The sequence below is a fragment of the Bacillus sp. BS3(2021) genome (assembly GCF_021043345.1).
GTDB classification, from domain to species: Bacteria; Bacillota; Bacilli; order Bacillales; family Bacillaceae; genus Bacillus; species Bacillus paralicheniformis.
The window spans coordinates 11,611-36,278 of record NZ_JAJNDM010000015.1; the positions used below are offsets into that span (position 1 = coordinate 11,611).

Genomic DNA, 24,668 nt, shown 5'->3' on the forward strand with positions numbered 1-24,668 from the left:
GTTTTCCTGAAGAGGCGGAAATAAGTCGTTATTCTTTCTCATCCTCGTTTTTTTCTTCGTCATCTCGTTTATTGATGTTGACTTTCACATCGTCTGTCTTTTCCTGATCATCCGAATATGTGCGATCAGGAAGTCTTCCGTGCTCAGACAAATGTTTGATTTGCTCAGCGTCGAGCGTTTCAACTTCCAGCAATGTTTGAGCGATCAGCTCAAGTTTGTCGCGATTTTCAGTAAGGATTGTTTTTGCACGTTCATAACATTCCTTAATGAAGCGCTGAATTTCTTTATCGATTTCATACGCAATCGCGTCGCTGTAGTTTTGGTCATTGTTGAAATCGCGTCCCAAGAACACTTGCCCGCCTTGCGATTGTCCGAATTGAAGAGGACCGAGCTTTTCAGACATACCGAATTCAGTTACCATTCGTCTGGCAATGCCTGTAGCGCGCTGGAAGTCGTTATGGGCACCCGTGCTGACCTCACCGAAGATGATCTCTTCAGCTACACGGCCTCCAAGCAAGCCGACGATCTTATCGAGAAGTTCGGGTTTGGTTTGGAAATAACGGTCTTCCTTAGGAAGCATAACGGCGTATCCGCCCGCTTGGCCGCGCGGTACGATCGTTACTTTATGCACCATATCCGCTTCATCCAAGACAAGTCCGATTACAGTGTGTCCCGCCTCGTGATAAGCCACGATATTGCGTTCTTTTTTCGAAATGACCCTGCTTTTCTTTGCAGGTCCGGCGATGACGCGGTCTGTCGCTTCATCGATGTCTCGCATATCGATCTTTTTCTTATCTTGACGCGCTGCTACGAGAGCCGCTTCATTTAAAAGGTTTTCAAGATCTGCACCTGAGAATCCAGGCGTCCGCATCGCGATCGCTTTTAAGTTTACGGATTCATCAAGCGGCTTGTTTCTTGCGTGTACTTGAAGTACAGCTTCACGGCCTTTAACATCTGGGCGGTCAACTGTAATTTGACGGTCAAAACGTCCCGGACGCAGCAATGCAGGGTCTAAAATATCGGCGCGGTTTGTCGCAGCGATAATGATGATTCCTTCATTGGCGCTGAATCCGTCCATTTCAACAAGAAGCTGGTTGAGCGTCTGTTCACGTTCATCGTGCCCTCCGCCAAGACCTGCTCCCCGCTGGCGTCCGACAGCATCAATTTCATCGATGAAAATCAGACACGGTGCATTTTTCTTAGCGTTTTCGAATAAGTCGCGAACACGTGATGCACCAACCCCGACGAACATTTCAACGAAGTCAGAACCGCTGATGCTGAAGAAAGGCACCCCTGCTTCTCCGGCACAAGCTTTCGCCAGCAATGTTTTACCGGTACCCGGAGGTCCGACCAAAAGCACGCCTTTCGGAATCCTTGCTCCGAGTTCAGCGAACTTGCGGGGATCCTTGAGGAAATCAACGACTTCCACAAGCTCTTGCTTTTCTTCATCCGCTCCTGCCACATCTTTGAATTTGACGCGTTTCTTTTCTTCTGTATAGAGCTTCGCCTTGCTTTTTCCAAAGTTCATAACACGGCTTCCGCCGCCTTGAGCCTGATTAAGCAGGAAGAAGAAAAGAATGAAGATAATAACAAAAGGGATGATGGTGGTAAAGAACGTCATCCATCCATTTGCTTCCTGTGCAGGTTCTACTTGTATCTTCGTTTTTTTCACTTGATCAATGATTTGATCTGCCCCTTTTCCTTCAGGAACATGGGTCAGGAAATATTGATCTTTCTCATAGGTCGTCAGCTGTCCCCGAACCTCGTACACGCCCCTGACAGGCTGGATGGAGACATTTTCAACCTTCCCTTTATCTAGGTTTGAAACAAAGTCACTATACGTCATATTTTCTGTTTTCGGATTTGCGGTTTGGAAGTAGCTCACAACTCCGATCACAACTAATAAAATAAGTAAATAAAAAATGGTATTACGGAAGACCCGATTCATTCCTTACCTCCTCCCACAGTAAGCACAACTATGTTCAATAGTATCATAGAAAATCGTTCCAATACAACAGATATCCCTTTCGCTAACAAGCCCGAATCAGCTCTCATAAACCGCAGGTTTCAGCACTCCGATGTACGGAAGGTTACGATAGCGTTCAGCATAATCGAGACCATATCCGACAACGAATGCATCGGGAACTTCAAAGCCGACGTAATCCGCTTTGATATCCGCTTTTCGTCCGCTTGGTTTATCAAGAAGGGTTACGATCTTAATCGATTTTGCTTTGCGGTATCGGAAAAGCTCTACAAGATAACTCAAGGTCAGCCCACTGTCGATGATATCCTCAATAATTAAGATGTCACGGCCCTCTACAGATGTGTCCAAATCCTTAATGATTTTTACCTCTCCGGAAGAAACCGTTGAACTGCCGTAGCTTGATACATCCATGAAATCCATTTCCAAATATGTATCAATATGCTTCAAAAGATCAGCCATAAACGGCATGGCTCCCTTTAACACACCGATTGCCAGCGGAAACTTGCCGCTGTACTCTTCTGTCAGAGTTGCGCCCAGCTCCTTGACTTTCTTTTGGATCTCTTCTTCTGAGATCAAGATATTTTCAATATCCTGTTTCATTCTTTGCTAGCCCCCTACACTTTTCATGCTGTCTATATTGTAATACAATGCGATCATTGTTTGTAACATCAAGTTCCTCAAAAATGGTTTTTTTCAGACCAGGTATCCAAATAATGTTTCCAACCGCGTCTGTTACAATGGGCCAGCTGTCTCTTTTCGCAAGAGGCACTTTTTCATCAATAAATATATCTTTAACCTTTTTTGAGCCGTTCATCCCTTTAAGTTTGATTCGGTCTCCGTTTTGCCTTGTCCGTACATAAAGGGGGAATTGAACCTGCTTGGGACTTGTTGCAAAAACATCGTTTCCTTGCAGCTTCCGGGTTGAACCGGGTCCGCTCACATGAAGGGAGGAGCCGTCGGGAAGCTTCAGTTCTTCTTCGTCTGCCCCGCTTATTTCATAATGATAGGAAACATTTTCACATTGTAAACGCTGAAATGTAAACAAACATGTATGATAAGATTTTGCAACTTTTAGCCCATTCGGAAAATCAAGGGAACCGGATGGTCCACCTTGTGAAATCCAATCCAGAAACACTTGAATATGATGGGCTGAAAACGCTGATGGAACGTTTTCATAAAGATAGTTTAATATTAGATGAACTCCCCTTCTTTGTAAAGGCATAGGGAGCGCAAGAAGCCGATCGATGCTGATTTCGACACCGGAACTTGACTTGCTTGTGATTACTGTATTCATTTTGTCTTTCGTTAATGCCTGTAAGTATAATTCGTCTTCTGTCAGGAATTCACTTACGGATTGAAACCTTTTATGGACATCTTCCGACTCTTTCTTCAGAAAAGGGAGAACATGGTGCCTGAACCGGTTCCTTGTGTAATCATCCTCACTGTTGCTCGGATCGGTTCTATACGGTATTCGATTCTCTTTGCAGTAAGCCAAAAGATCATCCTTTGACAGCCTTAGAAACGGCCTAAGCAGCCAGCCGCTGTCAAAACGGCGCTTTGGCTGAATTCCAGCAAGCCCGAGCCCGACAGTGCCTTTTGCCATCTTCATCAGCATCGTTTCCACCTGATCATCGCCATGATGAGCCAGAACCAGGTATTCAGCCCGGCGCCTTTTCATTAATTCTTGAAAAAACGCATACCGGCATTCTCTCGCAGCAGCCTGTTTATTCAGATTGTTTTCCGCGGCAAATGTCAGGACATCGATTTGCACCGCCTCGCATTGTATGCCTTCCGCCTCGCAGTAGTCCTGAACGAACCGCATATCATGCTCAGACTCTTCGCCTCTGAACATATGATCGACGTGTGCGGCAATCAGCGTCGCCGAGGCAGGAACCGTACGTTGCAGAGCATGCAGCAGCGCCATCGAATCAGGCCCGCCGGAGACGCCTGCAACCAGTGTCGCTTCATCAAATGACAGTTCGTATTTTCTCATGAAATCTTCAATACTTTTCACAATGTCCTCCCACTAAGAGCAGGGTGTATTTCAAAAGATATAAATATCCTAACACTTTCAATCGGTCCCTGCAAAGAAGAGCTATCCGCCAGCAAAGCAGAGCTAAATAAAAAAGAGAACGATATACGCAAAGTAAAGGGCAAGAACGCTTACGACGATCAGCAGCGTTTCAAAAACACCGCCGGATTTAGAACTGTTTCTTTGCTTTCTGCGCCCGCTTCTTAACATTTGCTGCTGAGGCGTCCCCCGCTTATGCCGCGAGCCTTGAGACGGGGCGGATGCCGATGAAGAGCGGGCGGTTCTCGACTGGCGGCTGCTTTGCATTCTGGCCGGCCGTCCGATTGCCAGGAGGTCTCCCTTCATTTCATCAGCTGTTCGATAGCTTCCTTTTAAAGCAGAAGCAAGAACCGGCTTATACCGCTTTAAAAACGGCTGTCCGTCGATGACTGACATAAGCTGTTCCTGAGGTCTTGCTGTCTTTTTAAATTCTTTTTTCACCGCACAGTTCACCATAATCATGGCGACTGAAAACAGATCATACGAAGGCTCAGCCTTACGGGTTCCAAATTCCCAATAGCCTCTGTCAAAAAACTCTGTATATTCCTTGATTGCCCGGCCTTCTTTTGTCGTCCCGCCCACATCAATGCAGCGGATTTGCGGCGGCGGGCCCGTCACGATTAAATTCTCGGGCTTTAAATCTCCAAACACCCATCCTTCGCGATGAATGGCCGACAAACTTGAGAGAAGCTGGCTGATTAGCACCGGTATCCATTCCTCGCCTTTTTCGTTTACATATCTTAAAAGAAGCGGACCTTCAATATATTCCATGACATAAAATGAAAGTTTTTTGCCCGCACCCGCAACCATCATGTCATCCACATCAAAAAAAGAAGGCCCCATTGCTTTTGCCTGGGCCTTTGAGAAAGATTTCAGAACATTCACTTCCGAGGTAATGGACAGGCTGTCATCGCTCACTTTTAATGCAACGCGGCCCTTTCCCGAATCGGCCAGATATACAACGCCATTCGCCCCTTTTCCAAGCTGTCTGATGATCTTGTAGGAATGATTGTTCCACTTTCCAACAACGGCTGCACCCGGCTTTAGACTAGCCGCCAAACTCGTCGAAGTGTTTTTCATCGTCTTCTAACATTCTCCTTCTTGAGCCGATTTTGTTAAAATGCTGAATCGCCTCTCGTATTGCGGGTCCTGTCGGCGTAATGCCGCCGGCTGAAAGCTTGGAAAATATTGAAGAAAGAGATTCAAACTTCGGGGTCCAATCAAGCACAAGCTCGACCTCTTGTTTTTTCCCGGGAAATATAAGCATCGCAAATTCATTTTCGCCGATTCTTGAATTGAGACTGATGGAAAGGTCTATCAATGCTTCTTTAACAGTCGGCAGCTTCGGATTCATGCTCGCGCTTGTATCGACAAGAACCAATACATGAAGATGTACGGTCTCGCCGAGCTCATCTACGACTTCCATAACTTCACCGCGTTTATCAGGAGGCAGTTCATCCATTTCGGTATGCTTGCCGAGAATTTGTTTGAGCTCACTATTGACAACGCCTTGAAGGGTTTGCGTCATCGCCTTTTTTGTCACCATTTGAACGGTCTGCGACAGCTGCGACGCGTAAACAACCTGGTGAACTCCCCCGCCTGCGAGGGCGATCCCTTCAACTTCTTTCATCGCCTCCTGATCCATTTCATGCTCGTCCATAATCCCAATCACATTCACGGTAATTCCCTGCTCCTTCGCAAAGGCGGCCATGGCCTGCGGGTCTTCGCCGCGGTTTGAACAGCCGTCCGTCAAAAGCAGGATTTGATTCAAGTGCCCCTTTTTCATCGTTTTTATTCCTCCTGGACAAAGATATCTTGATTTAGTTCCATCATCGCCAGAAGAAATTTGATTTATACGAAGGCTAAGAAATCTCTTGATTCTTTTGGAAAAAAGACGGCGCCGGAATGGAGGCCCACTTTGGCGTATTATGGTCCAGCTTGATAACAATCACCGTCATATCGTCCTCAATCAGACCCGACCTTGTCCGAATCACTTCTTCCATGATCAAGTCGGCGATTTCCTGCGGCTCCTCGGTTTTCAGAGATTTCAATTTACGCTTCATCCACAGATCATGATTTTCAACATGTCTAGGCCCTTCAAAGATTCCGTCGCTCATCATAATCAAAAGGTCTCCCGCTTTTAATTGCTCGCTGACTACATCAACATCGAATTCTGTAATGATGCCGATCGGCAGATTGCTGGCCTGCACTTTGATAATCTGATCGCCTCTTTTAATAAAGCTCGGGGTGGAGCCGATTTTCAAAAACTTGCAGCTCGCATCCTGAAGATCGATGACCGATAAATCCAATGTCGAATATATTTCATCTGTCGTCCTTAATGAAAGAATGCTGTTGATCGTTTTAATCGCCACTTTTTCGTCGATGCCCGACTGAAGAATCTTTTCCAACAGCTTGATCGTCTCATTGCTTTCAAAATGGGCCCTTGCGCCATTTCCCATACCATCGCTGATGGCGGCCGCATATTTGCCGGTGCCGAGCTCCATCATATTGTAGCTGTCGCCGGAGACAAGCCCTCCTCCTTTTGCTGCATGTGCGGCTCCCGTCACCACCCTGTATGACTTCGCCGAACCGAAAGCAACATGACAATATCCATTCGGATGGCCGGCGCACTGTTCCGCTTTGACGATAATTTGTTCTTCCAAAATATCGGACAGCATCGGAGCGATGATTTTTTCACACTCCCCGTGGCCGTTGCAATACGGGATACTCATTTCGATATCGATATTTCCCTGCTCTAGGCTGTAAATTTCGACTTGTTGAATTTCAATGCCGAAATGCTGCAGCGCATCCCGAATTTGTTCTTCTTGAATAAAATGCTGCTCCCTCTCCCTTTTTATTTCCCGAGAAAAGTCCGCCATGACCTGAGAAACCCCGAGCAGCTGCTCTGCGACGAGACGCCTGCTGTCATGCACCTTTTGTTTTAATGTCTGGTTTGCCCTAAAATGAGACAGCTCGTCTTCCATCAGCGCTTCTACTTGCTTTGATTTGGAGCAGTGCTGATGAAACTCCTTTTTCAGCTTGCGGTTTTTAAAATATTGCTTTTCTTCTGTTTCCTGCATAACTCGTTTCATCAAGTCATATGTTTTATCAAAGTTCTGAACCCAGCACTTGTTTTTCTTATAACAGGACTGGCAGGAGTGTTCTGTTACCGTGCTCAAAAACAGATCGATCTCTTTTTCTTTTCCTTCATCATCCGGAACCGAATGATAAAAGGTAGCGAAGCTTTCGGATAATGCGTGAAAAACACTCGAAAACTGATCGACCTTCTGCGCGGTGACATCGCGGATTTTTCTTGCATATTGCTGCTGTTCCTGAGCGTGTTCAGTCGTTCCCGGTATATACTTAGCCACTTTTTTCGTAATCGACTGAGGGGTTAAAAGGAACAGGCCGATTGCAATCAGTGATTCATAAAGCGTCGGCACAAGTTCAGCTGAACCTTCTCCGTACAGAGAAATCAATAGAGATCCGATCAATAAGCCGACCGCAGCACCGAACTTTTTTCCTTCTTTTAACAAACCGCCGAGAAGGCCTGAAAAAGCCAGCAGGCTCATCTGATATAAATTGCCGATATTTGAAAGGCTGAGGATCAGCCCGGTCACAACACCGACTGTACAGCCGATGCTCGCGCCCCCGATGAACGCGAAAGCGAGCACGACATAACGGGCCAATATCAGTTCAGCCTGCATGCCTTGAAAAGAAACGCCTGTCAAACCTGTGAGAACAGAAGCGATTAAAATCATAAAACAAATGATCTCTTCAATTTTCAGCGACTGTTTCGCCCGCTTTGATGTAACAATCGGCAGGCTTTGCAAAAAAATCAGTGTGAGGATAAACGATAACCCGGCTTCAACAAAAGCCATAATATAGTGATAACCCGAAACCGTTCCGTATTCGGCATATACAAATCCGCATCTTGTCACAGCCATCGCTAAAAAGACGACGACAGGCAGCGTTCTGACGCGATCTTTTATAATAAGAGACGTCATTTTGGAACATATCGCAAATGCAAACAGAGCCGCAAGCACGAACAGCGAATGCTGAGGCGATATGCTCAGAGCCCCGGCAAGAAGTGCCAGGCATGCAAGAAAAGCTTTATCTTTTTTAATTAAAAGCATCGCTCCGAAAAATGGAAGAGCAAAGGGAATGACCTCTGACAGAATGAAGGCTCGTCCCAATAAAAAACCGATGATCATATAGATCAGCCCTTTATAAAAAAAGAGGGAATATAAATGCTGCATTACAAGCTTCGTCGTGCTGCCAATCCATGAATACAATTTTTGAACAACAGGTCCAGCTATTGGGCTGTTCACTCTTCTTTCCGCTTTTTCCATGCTCTCATCTCCCACTCGTTTATTCGTTGCTTGCCATTATAACGAAAGATGAAATAGGATTTTGTCAAAAGAAGGTAATGAATTCAAAGAACTGTTCGACGCTTTTTGTAGCATGCTTCAATCACTCTTGATAAGTCGAGTCCATTCCCGTTATTTTGCGTATTTTTATGCAGCAAAAAAACCGGCTTCAGAAGAAGCCGGTTTCCGGAATGACCCGTACGGGATTCGAACCCGTGTTACCGCCGTGAAAGGGCGGTGTCTTAACCACTTGACCAACGGGCCTTCATATAAGTAGCGGCGGAGGGGATCGAACCCCCGACCTCACGGGTATGAACCGTACGCTCTAGCCAGCTGAGCTACACCGCCATGTTGTTGATTTCTTTTAACGCACAAGTTCTATAATACAAAGGATTGTCCTATCCGTCAATAGAAATTTTAATAAAAATTTTATAAGACAATAAAAAGGCATCCGTTGGGATAAGACGAATGCCTTTCGTATATATAGAAAGCAGCAAGTTAACCTCTTCTTGCTCCGCGCCCTCCACGTTTTGATTCCGTGTTGCGTTTTAGAGACGATAAGCGATCTTCACTGTCTTTTAAAAACTTATTCATTTTCTGTTCAAACGTTTCTTTAGAGCGGAAATCATTTTTAGGTCTCGCAGGTCTTGATGATTGAGGACGGTCTACAGCCTTTTTGATCGACAAGCCGATTTTCCCATCTTTCTCAACATTGATGACTTTAACTTCTACTTGATCACCAACCTTCAGATGATCATTAATGTCCTTCACGTAGTTATCGGCTACTTCGCTAATATGAACAAGACCTGTTGATCCTCCAGGCAGTTCAACAAACGCTCCGAAATTTGTAATACCTGTTACTTTCCCTTGCAACTTGCTGCCAACTTCAATCGACATAAAAAAAGTGCTCCTCCTTAGACTTAAAAAAGATCATTTGTTTAATTATACATAAAGAAAAAATTAAGTGTCAACAAGGCTACTTGCTCTTATCTTCAAACTTGAAGATGATTTCGCCATCTTTTGAGAGGTAATAATCCTTTCTGGCAAGCTCTGCAACGTAGTCCTCATCCTTTAATTTCACAATCTCATCTTTCAAATCCGATTTTTTTGCTTCCAGTTGTTCCAATTGTTTCAAAAGGTCTTCTTTCTTCTCTTGCTTCGCGCTGATATCCGAAGTCTGCGACCAAAGCGAACTGACAATCACAATCGCCGACAGCAGCACAACGGCGCCGAAAACCATCAACCGTCTGTATAGACCGCGTCTTTTTCTTTTCAGCTGCTGCTGTTTTCGCTCCATCTGCTCTTTGTATTCGTTCTGTATTTGCGATATGTTGCGTCTCGTGGGATCATTCATTCCAGACGGCCTCCCCTCATTTTTTTAAAAGTTTTGCCTTAATTGTTATGAATAGTTTCTTCCCCTTTTCGAAAAATCCTGCTCCTTTTTGCAAAAAGCGTCTCAACAATCCCCGAACCGGGGCGGGAAGAAGCCTGCAGCATTGATATAGTATAAAATAAATCGGATATCCTGCAAATTTTAATATCTTATATAAACATACCGCAAAAAAACGAAAAAGAACATAGATATTTCTCATTGTAAAAAGAATGATGGCAAAAATAGCTTGAAACGTCCATACAACAGGCCGAAACACCATCATCTGCATCATCTTTGAGACCAGCCTGGAGATGAATATGAAAAAGGAAATCATCCATTCCAAAAGCTTGATATAGATCTGCTTAAAAAGGCTTTGATAAGCGGCAAATCCAAGCATGACCGCCAGAAAGATATAAATTCGGAATTCCCCTTCATTCACGCTCAGCAAAACATAGAAAAAAAGGAGACCTTGTACCACCCAAAACAAAAAGTCATGGAGAAACAACAGCCACCTTGCTGTTTTTGAGCGAACGACAAAACGGGTGTAGGTGTCAAGGGAAGCGCCAAGCCATGCCCCCATTCCGGCCATGGCCAGCATCGTATAGAACTGAGTGGTCAGCGTCATTTAAACAACTTGCTAAAAAATCCTTTAGCTTTCTCCCCCTGCTGCTCATCCAAATAGACGAGATCAAGCACTCTTCCCTTGATGGAGACAACGCCTTTTTCCACATCGAGATTCTTCATCTGCAGGTTTTCGCCTCTGACTGCCAGCATGCCCATGACCGTCTCAAGTAAGAATTCCTCATTGTCAAAGCTCTCGACCTGTTTGACACCGGATATATCCAGCAGCTTGCGGCCCTTCATCGTCACATTATGTTCAGGACCAGATGCCCCGCCGGAAGGGTTGTGCTGATCATAATATACATTCATCGATTCATCCCCCATATCCTCATACTAAAGATTCGATACTGCATTGTATGAGACGGGGGATTTTTTTAGAACAAGCCTATTCTCCTCCCAGCTTCTCTTCTTTGAGAACGGTATACATATCAGCGGCTTCTTCTTTTTTTGTCGTATCCTTCAATTCATTGACTTTGACGGTTACAAGCTTTTGGCCAAAACGCACCGCAAGCTCGTCTCCCGCTTTGACAACAGAGCTTGCTTTCGCCTGCTGGCCATTGATCGAAATTCTTCCCTGGTCAGCCACTTCTTTTGCAAGCGTCCGTCTTTTAATCAGCCTTGATACTTTGAGAAATTTGTCGAGTCTCATCACTTGTCAGCTCCTTTCAATGTCTTTCGCTTCATTCCACAATTCGTCCATTTCTTCAAGCGTCATACTTTCCAGATCCTTGCCCATGCGCTTTGCAGATTGTTCAATATGCGTGAACCTTCTGTAAAACTTGGCATTTGTCATCGCCAGGGCTTCTTCCGGTTCAATTTTATAAAACCGGCCGATGTTGACGAGAGCGAATAAAAGGTCGCCGAACTCTTCTTTCATTTTTTTGCTGGACTGTTCGGCTTCGGAAATTTCTGAAGAAAATTCTTTCATTTCCTCGTGAACTTTATCCCAAATATCCTGGACATTCGACCAGTCGAATCCGGTCTTTGCCGCCTTTTTCTGAAGCTTGTTCGCTTTTGACAAAGCAGGCAGCGGCTTTGGAATGTCGTCGAGAAGGGATGGATCGTCCGCTTGTTTCTCCTGTTTCTTGATCTCTTCCCAGTTTACCATGACGTCGGCCTCATCACGAACAGATACTTCTCCGAAGACATGCGGATGCCTTCTGATCATTTTTGCCGTAATGCCGCGAATCACATCGTCTATTGTAAAAAGACCGTCATCCTCGCCGATCTGCGCATGCAGCAGAACTTGGAGCATCACATCGCCGAGCTCCTCAACAAGGTGGTCGGGATCTTCTTCATCAATCGCCTCGAGCACCTCATAGCATTCTTCAATTAAGTATTTTTTGAGCGATTCATGGGTTTGTTTCCGATCCCACGGGCAGCCGTCCGGTCCGCGCAGCTTCCTGATGACGCTGCGGAACATCGAAAATTCCTGGTACAGAACCTCCTCGTCTTTGACCGGCGGAACGTAGACGCTCGTTAAATTATTGATACCCACACTTCTGTCCAATTCGTAAAGAGGCACTGTCCGAATGTCTTGCATACTGCTTCCGGCCGCTGTGACAATGACGACTTCATAGTCATCAGGGAGCTTTTCCATCAACGTCAGTTTGACCTCTGATGCCGTCATTTGATCATATACCTGGCAAATAATCAAATGATGACGGAGCTCGACTTCGTCAGCGGAAAACCGGACGGCGTCGACAAACTGAAACCCGTCAATCGGATCGATCTGCAAAGCATTTAATGTCGCATCAATAAAGCTGTGGCCTCCCTCGACAACGACATCGGCCTGATGAGCGCCCCGTCTCTCGAGCAAAAGCTGAACCGTTTTTTCAGCGACGAACGGATGGCCTGGAACGGCATAGAGCACATCGCGTTGCTTCGCCTCCTCAAACAGCCGTTCTACGATCTCCTCGTAAACATCTTCGAATTGATCATGCTTTTCATAGACCTCATCAAAAAAATGAATCTCAGCTATTTCTTTTTTCAGGTCTTCTATTAACGGATGGTCTTTCGTCCTGACATAAAGAACCTCCGCTTGTGTGAGCCGTTTATATACACCGAGGGTTAATTGATTCATATCGCCTGCCCCCAGGCCGACTACCGTGATTTTACCGGCCATGCCTGCCGCCCCTTTCTCGTTTTAATGTCAGGAGCTTGCTGCCAAAAGGTACAAGCTCAAGTTCTTTTTCTGAAAACACGCGTAATGTGAAGATACCGGACAAAAAGACAATGCCGCCGACGAATACGGCGCTAAGACTTTCCGCCGCCGCGATCCATCTGTTTTCATGAGGTATGGCCGCTTCAAAAGCAAAAAGCCACACCGCCAGAGCGGCCGACATGATCACAGCCGACAGCAAAACTCCCGCTATCCTGTATTCCGGCAACTTGATCCAGCCTTTCCTTTTCAGCTGAAAAAAATTGAGTCCAGCGACAGCAGCGAATGACATCATAGTCGCAAAAGCGGCGCCGGAAATGCCGAAACCGGGGATCAGGAACTCGTTCAATACGGCTTTCACAAAAAAGCCGCAGCAGACGGAAACAGCTGGAAGACATGTATTGCCGAGTCCTTGCAAAACAGCAGTCATCGTGATCGCCAACGATGCAAACAGAATCGACACGCTGAAAATCTGCAGCGCAGCCGTTCCATCGCTGTTCTTAAACAGCATGACATTCACCGGCTCCAAAATGCATATCAGACCGGCGGCTGCTCCAGTGCCGATGACGAAGCTCATTTTTAGCGAATAACGGATCTTTTCCTCCAGAACCGCCGTTTCTCCATTTTTCTTCGCTTTTGTAAGGGACGGGACAAGAGCTGTCGCAATGCTCGCAGCAAAAACGGTTCCAAGCTGCAAAAGCGGCTGACCTCTGTCATACACCCCTTTTGTATGTTTCGCCTGAAGTTCGTCCATTCCTTGTCCGGCCAGCAATGAATACAAGTTCAATGCGTCGACGAGCTGGATGAGAATCAGCATGAGGCCGGCCGTGCAAATCGTAACCGAGTACAGACACAGCTGCTTCAAAATATCGCCTGTACCGGCCTCTATCCCGGCGGCAGCGGGATGCTTTTCACGCTTGGCCCAAAACACGGCGAGAATGAAAAACGCCGCAAGGCCGCCGACAAGGGAGCCAAAGGCAGCCCCTGCCCCGGCGTCATATAAGGAAAAGCCGTTTTTGACGAGCCACCACGTCAAAATGAGGATCGCCCCGACCCTGAGTGTCTGTTCTCCAATTTGAGAAAGTGCCGTCGGAAGCATCCGTTCGCCTCCTTGAAAATAGCCTCTAAGCAAAGACACGAGCGGCAGCAGCAAATAAGAAAACGACACCGCGCGGATCACCCCGTCAAGGTCGGGATCACCCATAAACCCTGCGATGGCTTCGGCTCCGGCAAACAAGAGAAGAAAAAAGCCAAGGCCCACGACCGACAAAAAAAACATAGACACCCGGAGAATTTTTGCCCGGTTTGCCGTCCCGTAATCATTCAACAACTTTGAAATGATGACCGGGAACCCGGAGGTGGCAAGCATCACAGATATTCCGATCATCGGATACACCTGCTGAAAAATATAAAAACCGACATCTCCAACTATATTTTGAAAAGGCATTCTATATACAGCGCTTAATATCTTTGATAATATCCCCGCCAATGATAAAACAAAGGCGCCTTGCCAAATCCATTGTCTTTGGCCTTTTAAAAACCCCATTCCTTTAAGCTCCTTCCAATGCGCTTTCTCTCAGCTTTCTAAAAAGCGCACGAAACGTGCTTATTATACCATATTCAAGACTCATACCCCGCCTGCAACTGTGAACTAAAAAAGAACAGCCCAAAAGGTGCTGTTCCAACTGCTGATGCTGATTCAAGCTGAGAAAAACGCTTTCGGCATTCCAGCTCGTTCGAGCAGGAATGTCAAAATAAAAGGAATGAGACCTATTGTTCCATTTGACGGGCCAAAAAACCAGCGGCGGTTTCAACCGCTTTATGTTCCACTTCGCCGATTGACTGGTCTTTCGAAAAAATGACAACCGCTCCGATCGGATCGCCGTTTGCAACAATCGGACCGACGGTATAAGAAGCAACCTCTTCGTCAATACCATCAATAAGCTGAATTGTCTTGGCGTCTCCTTCCAAAACAGAATTTCGCTGATCCATCGCCTTTTCGACCATGTCGCTGATCGATTTGTTTAAATAGTCTTTTTTAGACCCCCCGGATACTGCGATATACACATCCCGGTCGCAAATCAGCACGGAATGGCCCATGCTGTCATAAAGCGCATCAGCATACTCCTTTGCAAAGTCGCCGAGCTCGCTGATCGGAGAATATTTTTTTAAAATAACCTCCCCATCCCGGTCCACAAATATTTCCAAAGGGTCTCCTTCACGAATGCGCAAAGTTCTGCGGATTTCCTTCGGGATCACGACCCGGCCTAAATCATCAATTCGACGTACGATACCAGTTGCTTTCATCTCTGCTGCCTCTCTTTCATTTGATGATATATCTGGTGGATATAAACAGAGCTGTGTACTTATGTAACACTCTCCACTCTTGATTGGTTTTAGTATCCTTCACATCAAATGTAATATACGCGAGAAACAACAAATTTTTATGATGAAGCGATCGTTTGCTTTTTAACGTTTTGAAGGCCTTTCAATATTTCGAGAAGCGTTTCCAGCCACTCTTCCGGATTTCGGTTTTTCACTTGAATCGAAATTTTCAATTTCTTTCCTTCCATCCCGAGGCCGATCTGTCTGCCGTACTTACTGCCGAGTTCAAACAGTTTTTGGCCGTCTATTTCGGCACTAGCTTTTTCGTCAATCGTCAGTCTGACGGCGTCTTTATCCTGCTTGATCAGCTCGACGCGTTCGGTGATGGCATATACCTTCGCCTCTGCGATGGCGAATAAATATTCGACTTCTTTCGGGTATTCGCCGAAGCGGTCGATCATCTCGTCTTGAAGCTCGCTCTTTTCTTCAATGGTTGAAATCGCTCTGAACCGTTTATACATATCTATTTTTTGCTTGCCGTCTGTCACATAAGTCTGCGGAATATATGCGTCAAGCTCCAAATCGATTTCCGGTTCAAATTTTTCAGCTTGCGGTACATCTCCCTTGCGAGCTTCTATTGCTTCCTTGAGCATTTGCGAATATAAATCAAAACCGACAGAATCAATGAACCCGTGCTGCTGCGCACCTAAAAGGTTTCCGGCGCCGCGGATCGTCAAATCGCGCATCGCGATTTTAAATCCTGACCCGAGTTCTGTAAATTCTTTAATCGCCTGAAGCCTTTTTTCGGCCACTTCCGTAAGGACTTTGTCCTTCCGGTACGTAAAGTAAGCGTAAGCTACACGGTTTGAGCGCCCGACACGGCCCCTCAGCTGGTACAGCTGGGAAAGCCCCATCTTATCTGCGTCAAATACAATTAGGGTATTGACGTTTGGAATATCAACGCCCGTTTCAATAATCGTTGTGCTGACGAGCACATCCGATTCTCCCTCTAAGAAATTCAGCATGACCGATTCGAGTTCGTTTTCTGTCATCTTCCCATGGGCATACGTCACCTTGGCATCAGGCACAAGCATCGAGATTTCTTCCGCTTTTCTTTCAATATCCTCCACCCGGTTGTACAAGAAGTAAACCTGACCGCCCCTGGCCAGCTCGCGTTCTATCGCTTCTCTGACTAGGGCCCCGTTGTATTCGACAACGTACGTCTGTACAGGGAAGCGGTTTTCCGGAGGCGTTTCAATGACTGACAAATCTCTGACACCGAGCATGGACATATGAAGGGTTCGAGGTATCGGAGTTGCCGTTAACGTCAAAACGTCGACATTCGCTTTAATGCGTTTAATTTTTTCCTTGTGCGTGACACCAAACCTTTGTTCTTCATCGATGATAAGCAGTCCAAGATCTTTGTACACGACATCCTTGGACAACAGCCTGTGAGTGCCGATTACGATGTCAATCGTTCCGTTTTTTAAGCCCTTGATCGTTTCATTTGCTTCTTTTCTCGTCCGGAACCGGCTGAGCAAACCGATATTAATCGGGTAGTCCTGGAAACGTTCCAATATCGTTTCATAGTGCTGCTGTGCGAGGATCGTAGTCGGCACGAGGATCGCGACCTGTTTTCCGTCTGCAATCGCTTTAAAGGCGGCGCGGATCGCCACTTCCGTTTTGCCGTAGCCCACATCGCCGCAAAGGAGCCGATCCATCGGTCTTTCTTTTTCCATGTCTCTTTTAATCTCATGGATCGATCTCAGCTGGTCCTCTGTCTCCTGATAAGGAAATGCGGCTTCAAACTCACGCTGCATTTCATGGTCGGGAGAAAACGCGTAACCTTTGCTTGCTTCCCTTTCGGCATAAAGCTTGATCAAGTCATCGGCGATATCCTGGACAGAGCTTTCAACCTTTTTCTTAACCCGTTTCCATTCGCTTCCCCCGAGTTTATAAAGCTTCGGCTCTTTGCCTTCGGAACCGACGTATTTTTGCACCTGATCAATTTGGTCAACCGGTACGTAAAGCTTGTCGCTTCCCTGGTAGTGAATATTCAGGTAATCCTTATGAATGCCGTTGATCTCCAGCGTTTCAATCCCTAAATACTTTCCGATACCGTGGTTCACATGGACGACATAATCGCCGATCTGAAGCTCCGAGTAGCTTTTGATCCGTTCGGCATTGGTCAGTTTTTGTTTGCGCGCCTGCTTTTTGACACGCTTTTTAAACAGTTCTTCTTCGGTAATGACGGCCAGCTTGATCATCGGAAGTTCAAAGCCGGATTGAAGACCGCCTTCCATAATGTAAATCTGGCCTTGGGCAAGCGCTGCATCCTGGTCGGCCTGGGCGGCTTCGATCTCATAATCGGACAATACAGACGCAAGTTTTTCGACGCGTTCTTTGCTGTCCCCTAGAAAAACCGTTGTATATTTCGATTTCTTAAACCGTTCAATCTCATTTTTGAGCACATTCATTTGTCCGTGAAAGCTCTGCATTTGCTTGCTTGAAACATTGACGATGTTTTGCGGACTGGTGTGCTGCACATGCCTTAAAAACAGCGAGTAATACAAAATCGGGCGGGACTGTTTTGAAATGAGGCTGTGAAAAGGAAATGACATTGCTGTATCATGAAGGATTTTCCCTTCTTCCAGCAGGCTCGTAATCCATTCTGCCTCTTCCTTTTGAAGCTGGTCTTCCATTTCATGAATACGGCTGATCTCATCTAGTATCAGCAAAGTATTTTTCGGGAAATAATCTAGTAAACTAGCAGGTCTCTCATAGAAATAAGAAAGGTATTTAACCATTTCCTGGCCGATATGACCTTCCTTGAGCAGCTCTTTATCTTCCGCGATATTTTGATCGAGAATTTCCTTTTGTTTATCAAGCTTCAGCTTTTTAAGACTGTTGGCAAGACCTTTATCGATTTGTTCAAGCGCTCTTTGCCGATCTTCATCCCGCACGATCAGTTCCTTCGCAGGGCCGATCGTTACTTCATCGCGCGTTTCCAGTGAGCGCTGATCATCCGTATTGAATATACGAATCGAGTCAACTTCTGTATCAAACAATTCAATCCGGACAGGGTTTTCTTCGGTCAATGAATAGACATCGATAATCCCCCCGCGAATACTGAATTCGCCTGGAGCCGCCACCATATCCGTACGCTCATACCCCATTTGAACAAGCTTCTGAAGCAGCTGTTCCGGGTCGATGTCGCGCCCCGTCTCAATGCGAATCTGACTGTTTTGCCATACTTCGACAGGGGGCAGCATTCTTCTGACGGCTGCTGCCGGAGCAATAACGATAGGCGTTTCACCGCTTGCAAGCCGATTTAAGACATCAAGCCTTTGCGAGCGCAGCTCAGGGCTTGCCACCGCAATTTCAGAAGAAATCAATTCGTTGACAGGATATAAAAGGACAGGCTGATCTTTTATCAGCCCTGTCAAGTCATCTGTAATTTTTTGAGCCTGATAAAGGTTATGCGTAATTAAAAATACCGGCCGTCTCGTTTCTTTTGTAAGAGCGGCTGTAAATAACGACCGGGCAGATCCGGAGAGCCCCGCAAGCAGCTGTTCCTTCAGCCCTTCGTTTAAGCCGTTGACGATGGATTTAAAATCATCGCTTTTTGTGATATAGGATTGAATATTGTTCAAATGAGCCCCTCCTCTCTTCCTCAAATAGAAAAATGCTTTGGTCTAGTCTCTACACCAAAGCTATTTATTGAATAAACGAATGATATTGGTGATAATCCGGGTTTCGCTCAAGCGCTTCTTGACAATCTTCACATATCGTCTTCACGTGTAAATCCCCATTATCCATATAAGAAATCATATCGTTTCTTTCATCGTTTGTTAAGTGGTTAAAGCCTAACTGTTCACTGTTTACATAAGAATGATCAAGACTTCCGACTTTAACGCCGCAATGCCGGCAATAATAATGTAAAGCCATAAAGGAACCTCCATACCGAGTCTTTTTAAAACTAGTATGTTCCGTTCCCTTCTGCCTTATACCTTAGCATTAAATTCATTCATGACTTCTAAAAAAGGTTTTTCCAGAGAAGCTTCACAGGCCTTGGCCGATTGTCTGACGGCCTCTTGTATCACCGGCTCTTCTTCATCTGTAAAAGCGCCAAGCACATAATCGACGATTTTCATGCCGTTGACCGGACGGCCGATTCCGATTCTGATCCGGTTAAACTCAGTTGTTCCCAGATGCTGAATCATCGATTTGATGCCGTTATGGCCTCCTGCGCTTCCTTTCGTCCTCAGACGGATTCTTCCGGTCGGAAGATCCAAGTCATCGTAAATCACTTTCAAATTGTCAACAGGGATCTCATAATAGTCCAAAAGCGGCCTCAAACATTCTCCCGATAAATTCATATATGTAAGCGGCTTAACAAGTAGAACCTTTTTGCCGGAAACAAATCCGATTCCGTATTGACCGTTGAACTTTGTTTTATCAAGCGGAATGTTCCACTCTTTTGAAAGCTCATCGATCGTCATAAATCCTACATTATGTCTCGTATTTTCATATGTTTTACCCGGATTGCCCAATCCTGCAAACACAAGCATTATTCTATATCCTCCCTTAAGCAAAACCCTGCCTCAGCATACTGAGGGGGAGCATCCTAATTTCCCCTCATTCTAGCACAAAAGACGTAACCGCGGGAGGATTACGTCTTACGTACTTATTCTTCTTTTTCCTCTTCAGTGCCTTTTTCTGGTTCCTCAACGTCTTGAGCGGCTGATTCGGCTTCCGTTTCTTCCTGCTTTTGAGGAGGAAGAATGGATGCAACAACTTCATCAGGCTCATGGTTGTATGAATAATCGCCTTTAGACGGAATATCGCCGACGGTTAGAACATCGTTGACTTCGAGACTGGAAATATCGACCTCGATCGTTTGCGGAATGTTCTTCGGCTTCGCTGTGACAGACAGCTCGTAAAGCGGCTGCTGAAGAACACCGCCCTGTTTAATCCCCTCTGCTTCACCCGTAAGGTTTACAGGAACCGTCGCCTCCATTTCCGCTTCCATATCAACCACTTTAAAATCGGCATGTACAATTGAATCTTTTAATGGATCCGTCTGCAGCTCAGTCACCATAACAGAGTGCTGGTCTCCGTTTATATCCAAGTTGATAATCGTATTTTTGCCCTCAGCTCGCAAAATTTTTAAAAGCTCAATACTGTCTAACGCAACGGATTTGTTTTCCAGGTTTCTTCCGTAAATGACACCCGGCACATACCCGGATTGCCGGATCTTTCTTAAAGAAGACCGTCTGGAATCCGTTCTTTCTTCCGCTTTTAAAATTGCCATGTTCAGCACCATCCTATCGTTAGATTGGTCTTTCTAAAACCATACCCATAACGACAAAACTTTAAACCAGAATCAGCAAATTAATCGAACAGGAAGCTGACAGATTGTTTTTCATGCACACGAATAATCGCTTCTGCCAGAAGCGGTGCAACAGAAAGCTGCTTGAACTTCGCGATTTTCTTTTCTTCAGGAAGCTCAATGCTGTTGGTCACAACGAGCTCTTTAATTTTCGAATTGTCGATTCTTTCGATCGCCGGACCGGAAAGAACCGGATGTGTACAGCATGCATACACTTCCTCTGCGCCGCTTTCGACGAGCGCATTAGCCGCAAGCGTAATCGTTCCTGCCGTATCAATAATATCATCAATTAAAATGGCTGTTTTCCCTTCAATATGTCCGATGATATTCATAACCTCGGCTACATTCGGCTTAGGTCGGCGTTTATCGATAATCGCAATCGGCGCTTTCAAGCGGTCCGCCAATTTGCGGGCACGCGTCACACCGCCGTGGTCAGGGGACACGATCACGACATCCTTGAAATTTTTCTCTTCAAAATAATTACCTAAAATCGGAACACCCATTAAATGATCGATCGGTATATCAAAGAAACCTTGGATTTGCGGCGCGTGAAGATCAAGTGCAATCACACGGGTAGCTCCGGCGGTTTCCAGCAGGTTTGCCACCAGTTTGGCTGTGATCGGCTCACGGGAACGGGCTTTACGGTCCTGACGGGCATAGCCGTAGTAAGGCATCACGATATTAATCGTTTTCGCCGATGCGCGTTTCAGCGCATCCACCATAATCAAAAGCTCCATAATATGCTCGTTCACCGGTGCGCTTGTCGATTGGATGACATAGCAGTCGCAGCCGCGGATGCTTTCTTCAATATTAATTTGAACCTCACCGTCGCTAAAGCGTTTAACAGAACTCTTCCCCAGCTCAACTCCGACGATATCTGCGATTTCCTTCGCAAGACCCGGATTTGAGTTTAAAGAAAAAATCTTCAAATTGTCGTCTTCATATTTAGACATGGTAAACCTCCGATTTAGGATTATTTTTTGTGTATGTTCTCAGCGTAGTCTTCTTTGTTGACTTGTCTTGCTCTGGCAATAGACAAAGCCCTGCCTGGTACATCGTCGGTAATCGTTGAACCCGCAGCTACGTATGCGCCTTCGCCGATTGTCACCGGAGCGACCAAATTGGAGTTGCAGCCGATAAATGCCCCATTTTCAATCTTCGTTTTGAACTTATGTTTCCCATCATAATTTACGGTAATCGACCCGCAGCCGAGATTGACATCCGTTCCGATTTCCGCGTCCCCTATGTAGCTTAAATGAGATGCTTTGCTGCGATCACCAAATTCCGATTTTTTCACTTCGACGAAATTCCCGATCCTTACCTCATTGCCGATCTTTGAATCGGGTCTGATATGAGCAAACGGTCCAATTGTAACATCGTCACCGACTTCACTGTTCACGACAACGGACTGCTTAATAACCGTTCTGCTGCCGATCGTACTGTTTTCGAGTTCGCTGTTCTGTCCGATGACCGCGTCCTCACCGATGACAACCCGCCCTTTAATAACGGTGCCGGGATAAATCACGGTATCTCTGCCGATGACGGCTTCCGGTGAAATATATGTGTTGTCAGGGTCGATTAAGCTTACGCCGTTTCGCATGTGGCGTTTATTGATCCGCTGCTTCATATAAATTTCCGCTTGTGAAAGGGCGACTCTGTCATTGACTCCGAGCGTTTCCTGGAAGTTGCCAGTCTGATAAGCGGCTACAGTTTCACCTTGATTTTTCAAGATCTCAATGACATCCGGAAGATAATATTCCCCTTGTACGTTGTCATTGGAAACCTGCTCGATCGTTTGAAAAAGAGCTTCGTTGTCAAAACAATAAGTTCCTGTGTTAATTTCTTTGACAAGTCTTTCCTCGTCTGTTGCATCTTTATGTTCGACAATTTTTGCAACATCGCCGTTTTCATTGCGAATAATGCGTCCGTAGCCTGTCGGATCCTCCGCTACAGCGGTTAAAACCGTCACTTTTGCTGCTTTTTTCTGGTGCTCAGTGAGCATGGCTTCCATCGTTTCGGCAGTTAAAAGGGGTGTATCTCCGCAAATGACGATAGTCGTTCCTTTTTCGCTTCCAAGAATCGACTTGGCCTGCTTAACGGCATGGGCTGTTCCGAGCTGTTCAGCCTGCAGGGCATATTCGCTTTTTTCCCCGAGCTGTTTTTTGACATCTTCGGCTCCATGTCCAACTATTGTGACAAGTTTTTCTAATGATAGCTTGCGAGCTTCGTCGACAACATGCTCGACCATAGGTTTTCCGCAAACCGGATGAAGAACTTTATAAAGCTTTGATTTCATTCTTGTTCCTTGACCAGCTGCTAACACAACTGCAAACCGCTTATCCATGTATTGGCCTCCATTATCCCTATTATCCATAGAAAAATATATCCTAAATATGAGTTGATTTCAAGCAAGCCAAAATGAGAAATCAGAAAATCAAGACAGCATATTTTGGATATTCAGAGTATATTTAGGATTCACTGATCAGGGAGACAAATTGATTCCTTCGGGATGGGATTCTCAAACCGCCATATGTTTTACCTCCTGTTTCTGTTATACGCAATCACAAACCATATATTGTCATTTTATTATGATAAGATTATTTTTTTTCAAAACAAAAAGGGCTTATCCATAAGCCCTTCTTTTTTTAAGAAGCTCCAGCTTCTTCATATTCTATTTCCTCAACGTCACCCAAACGATGATATTCATTTAACACCGCGTCCTGAATTTTTCCGCGGGTGCTTGAGTTGATTGGATGAGCGATATCACGAAATTCTCCATCAGGTGTACGCTTACTTGGCATCGCAACGAAAAGACCATTGTTTCCATCAATTACACGAATATCATGCACTACAAATTCGTGATCCAGCGTGATGGATGCAATCGCTCTCATGCGACCATCGGTATTCACGCGGCGTAATCTTACGTCGGTAACTTCCACAGTAGTTCACCACCTTTTCCCAATATAAAAACATTAGTGTAACTATTCAACGGTTTTTTTTGTTTTCCTGCATAATTAAAAATATTTTTGTAATATTGGGATAAAAAAACACTGAATTGACAAATTTTCCAAACAAAAAAGATGATTTTGGAGACCAAAACCATCTTTTCGGAGTTTTTTCTATTTTACTAATGCGACGACTTCTATTTCAACGAGCGCGTCTTTCGGCAGCCTTGCCACCTCAACACATGATCTCGCCGGTTTGTGGGTATCGAAGTACTGTCCGTAAACTTCATTCACCTCTGCGAACTGATTCATATCCGCCAAAAACACAGTTGCTTTGACGACAGTCTCCAGAGAGGCGTTCGCTTCTTTCAGCACGGCTTTTAAATTGCGGAAAACTTGATGCGTCTGTTCTGTGATGTCTCCAGTCACCATTTCACCCGACGGGGTCAGTGGAATTTGCCCTGAACTGTAAAACATATTATTGACAACAATTCCTTGTGAATACGGTCCGATCGCCGCCGGTGCTTCTTTTGTCTGAACAACCTTTGTCATCTCAAACTCCCCATTTCCTATTCATTGTCTGCAAAAAAACGCTGAAAGTTTCCGTTTTGGATTTCCACCTTTTTTTCCTTCATATCAATTTCAGAAAGAGTCAAAAGGGACATGTACTCATCGACCAGCCGCTCCTTGACTCCCTGAGCCTCCACAAGAACACCGATGCCTGCTACATGGGCATTGAATTCCTCGAGAAGATTGATCATACCGTTGATCGTTCCTCCCGCTTTCATAAAGTCGTCTATAATCAAAACGCGCGAGCCCGTCTGCAAGTTGCGTTTTGCAAGAGACATCGTCTGAATGCGGTTGGAAGATCCAGACACATAGTTAATGCTGACCGTTGAACCTTCAGTTACCTTATTGTCTTTTCTGACGACCACCGTCGGCACATCAAGGTAGCTGGCTACCGCATATGCCAGAGGAATTCCTTTTGTCGCCACCGTCATCACGACATCGATCTCCCTGTCTGAAAAAGCTGAAGCAAAAATCTTGCCGGCCTTCGTTAATACAGAGGGCTTGCCAAGGATATCGGTTAAATACAAATATCCGCCGGGCAATATCCGTTCCGAATCGATCAATGACTCACCGAGCGACTTTACAAATTCCTCCGCTTCATCGCGTTTTACCTTTGGAATGTATTTAACGCCGCCTGCTGCTCCCGGCACGGTCTGAAGCGTCCCGATCCCCTGCTGCTCGAAGGTCTGCTTAATAATGGTTAAATCTTCACTAATGGATGATTTAGCAGATTGATACCGTTCTGAAAAGAAGGTTAATGGCACTAAGACATGCGGATGGGTCAACAAATAATTTGTCAGATCCACCAATCTGCCGCTTCGACGAAACTTCATGCACTTACCTCCAAAATCCGAATA

Annotated in this window: 22 protein-coding genes, 2 tRNA genes and 1 pseudogene; all 25 read right to left on the reverse strand. The window is 45.5% G+C overall.

Features of this window, described 5'->3' with window-relative positions; genetic code table 11:
- Window positions 1-28: 28 nt before the first annotated feature.
- A complete protein-coding gene (ftsH, locus tag LQ247_RS21560; protein ID WP_020449823.1) occupies window positions 29-1,948 on the reverse strand; it encodes an ATP-dependent zinc metalloprotease FtsH in 1,920 nt (639 codons plus the stop codon).
- A gap of 96 nt (window positions 1,949-2,044) precedes the next feature.
- Window positions 2,045-2,584 carry a hypoxanthine phosphoribosyltransferase gene (gene hpt / locus LQ247_RS21565; protein WP_003178236.1) on the reverse strand — a complete coding sequence of 180 codons (540 nt, stop codon included), beginning with the start codon at window positions 2,582-2,584 and terminating at the stop codon, window positions 2,045-2,047.
- The gene (gene tilS, locus LQ247_RS21570; RefSeq protein WP_144499167.1) at window positions 2,568-3,998 is read right to left on the reverse strand and encodes a tRNA lysidine(34) synthetase TilS; all 1,431 of its coding nucleotides are present in this window, start codon (window positions 3,996-3,998) and stop codon (window positions 2,568-2,570) included. The genes hpt and tilS overlap by 17 nt, the downstream gene beginning before the upstream one ends.
- Before the next feature lie 102 nt (window positions 3,999-4,100).
- Window positions 4,101-5,135 carry a protein kinase domain-containing protein gene (locus LQ247_RS21575; protein ID WP_231006589.1) on the reverse strand — a complete coding sequence of 345 codons (1,035 nt, stop codon included), beginning with the start codon at window positions 5,133-5,135 and terminating at the stop codon, window positions 4,101-4,103.
- Complete coding sequence (locus LQ247_RS21580) at window positions 5,104-5,841, reverse strand: vWA domain-containing protein (RefSeq protein ID WP_020449820.1); 738 nt, start codon at window positions 5,839-5,841, stop codon at window positions 5,104-5,106. The genes LQ247_RS21575 and LQ247_RS21580 overlap by 32 nt, the downstream gene beginning before the upstream one ends.
- Window positions 5,842-5,917: 76 nt before the next feature.
- Window positions 5,918-8,407 carry a stage II sporulation protein E gene (gene spoIIE / locus LQ247_RS21585; protein WP_020449819.1) on the reverse strand — a complete coding sequence of 830 codons (2,490 nt, stop codon included), beginning with the start codon at window positions 8,405-8,407 and terminating at the stop codon, window positions 5,918-5,920.
- A gap of 210 nt (window positions 8,408-8,617) precedes the next feature.
- Window positions 8,618-8,689 (reverse strand) — tRNA-Glu (locus LQ247_RS21590).
- Between the two features lie 10 nt (window positions 8,690-8,699).
- A tRNA-Met gene (locus LQ247_RS21595) sits at window positions 8,700-8,773 on the reverse strand.
- Window positions 8,774-8,923: 150 nt separating this feature from the next.
- Window positions 8,924-9,322 carry a S1 domain-containing RNA-binding protein gene (locus LQ247_RS21600; RefSeq protein WP_003178226.1) on the reverse strand — a complete coding sequence of 133 codons (399 nt, stop codon included), beginning with the start codon at window positions 9,320-9,322 and terminating at the stop codon, window positions 8,924-8,926.
- Between the two features lie 79 nt (window positions 9,323-9,401).
- Window positions 9,402-9,779: an FtsB family cell division protein gene (locus LQ247_RS21605; RefSeq protein ID WP_025809568.1), complete on the reverse strand. Its 378-nt coding sequence runs from the start codon at window positions 9,777-9,779 to the stop codon at window positions 9,402-9,404.
- 16 nt (window positions 9,780-9,795) lie between these two features.
- Window positions 9,796-10,422 carry a spore cortex biosynthesis protein YabQ gene (gene yabQ / locus LQ247_RS21610; protein WP_020449817.1) on the reverse strand — a complete coding sequence of 209 codons (627 nt, stop codon included), beginning with the start codon at window positions 10,420-10,422 and terminating at the stop codon, window positions 9,796-9,798.
- Window positions 10,419-10,727: a sporulation protein YabP gene (gene yabP / locus LQ247_RS21615; RefSeq protein WP_011197470.1), complete on the reverse strand. Its 309-nt coding sequence runs from the start codon at window positions 10,725-10,727 to the stop codon at window positions 10,419-10,421. The genes yabQ and yabP overlap by 4 nt, the downstream gene beginning before the upstream one ends.
- A gap of 76 nt (window positions 10,728-10,803) precedes the next feature.
- Window positions 10,804-11,067: an RNA-binding S4 domain-containing protein gene (locus tag LQ247_RS21620; RefSeq protein WP_003178218.1), complete on the reverse strand. Its 264-nt coding sequence runs from the start codon at window positions 11,065-11,067 to the stop codon at window positions 10,804-10,806.
- A gap of 6 nt (window positions 11,068-11,073) precedes the next feature.
- Window positions 11,074-12,543, reverse strand: coding sequence for a nucleoside triphosphate pyrophosphohydrolase (gene mazG, locus LQ247_RS21625; protein ID WP_020449815.1), 1,470 nt, complete (start codon window positions 12,541-12,543; stop codon window positions 11,074-11,076).
- Window positions 12,533-14,125 carry a putative polysaccharide biosynthesis protein gene (locus LQ247_RS21630; protein WP_231006590.1) on the reverse strand — a complete coding sequence of 531 codons (1,593 nt, stop codon included), beginning with the start codon at window positions 14,123-14,125 and terminating at the stop codon, window positions 12,533-12,535. The genes mazG and LQ247_RS21630 overlap by 11 nt, the downstream gene beginning before the upstream one ends.
- 224 nt (window positions 14,126-14,349) lie before the next feature.
- Entirely contained in the window at window positions 14,350-14,886 is a 537-nt protein-coding gene (gene spoVT, locus LQ247_RS21635) for a stage V sporulation protein T (protein ID WP_020449813.1), read from the reverse strand.
- Between the two features lie 137 nt (window positions 14,887-15,023).
- Window positions 15,024-18,557 carry a transcription-repair coupling factor gene (gene mfd / locus LQ247_RS21640; RefSeq protein ID WP_144499166.1) on the reverse strand — a complete coding sequence of 1,178 codons (3,534 nt, stop codon included), beginning with the start codon at window positions 18,555-18,557 and terminating at the stop codon, window positions 15,024-15,026.
- 64 nt (window positions 18,558-18,621) lie between these two features.
- Window positions 18,622-18,852, reverse strand: coding sequence for an anti-sigma-F factor Fin family protein (locus LQ247_RS21645; RefSeq protein ID WP_003178210.1), 231 nt, complete (start codon window positions 18,850-18,852; stop codon window positions 18,622-18,624).
- A gap of 56 nt (window positions 18,853-18,908) precedes the next feature.
- Complete coding sequence (gene pth / locus LQ247_RS21650; protein WP_020449811.1) at window positions 18,909-19,475, reverse strand: aminoacyl-tRNA hydrolase; 567 nt, start codon at window positions 19,473-19,475, stop codon at window positions 18,909-18,911.
- Window positions 19,476-19,591: 116 nt separating this feature from the next.
- Window positions 19,592-20,218, reverse strand: coding sequence for a 50S ribosomal protein L25/general stress protein Ctc (locus tag LQ247_RS21655; protein ID WP_020449810.1), 627 nt, complete (start codon window positions 20,216-20,218; stop codon window positions 19,592-19,594).
- A gap of 80 nt (window positions 20,219-20,298) precedes the next feature.
- Window positions 20,299-21,249: a ribose-phosphate diphosphokinase gene (locus tag LQ247_RS21660; RefSeq protein ID WP_020449809.1), complete on the reverse strand. Its 951-nt coding sequence runs from the start codon at window positions 21,247-21,249 to the stop codon at window positions 20,299-20,301.
- Window positions 21,250-21,269: 20 nt separating this feature from the next.
- Entirely contained in the window at window positions 21,270-22,640 is a 1,371-nt protein-coding gene (glmU, locus tag LQ247_RS21665; RefSeq protein WP_144499164.1) for a bifunctional UDP-N-acetylglucosamine diphosphorylase/glucosamine-1-phosphate N-acetyltransferase GlmU, read from the reverse strand.
- Between the two features lie 301 nt (window positions 22,641-22,941).
- Window positions 22,942-23,235: a septation regulator SpoVG gene (gene spoVG / locus LQ247_RS21670; protein WP_003178198.1), complete on the reverse strand. Its 294-nt coding sequence runs from the start codon at window positions 23,233-23,235 to the stop codon at window positions 22,942-22,944.
- A 180-nt stretch (window positions 23,236-23,415) separates the two neighbouring features.
- Window positions 23,416-23,793, reverse strand: coding sequence for a 2-iminobutanoate/2-iminopropanoate deaminase (gene ridA / locus LQ247_RS21675; protein ID WP_020449807.1), 378 nt, complete (start codon window positions 23,791-23,793; stop codon window positions 23,416-23,418).
- Window positions 23,791-24,644 (reverse strand): annotated as a pseudogene (gene purR, locus LQ247_RS21680) (pur operon repressor); the annotation flags it as partial. The gene ridA and the pseudogene purR, both read right to left, overlap by 3 nt.
- Window positions 24,645-24,668: the final 24 nt, after the last annotated feature.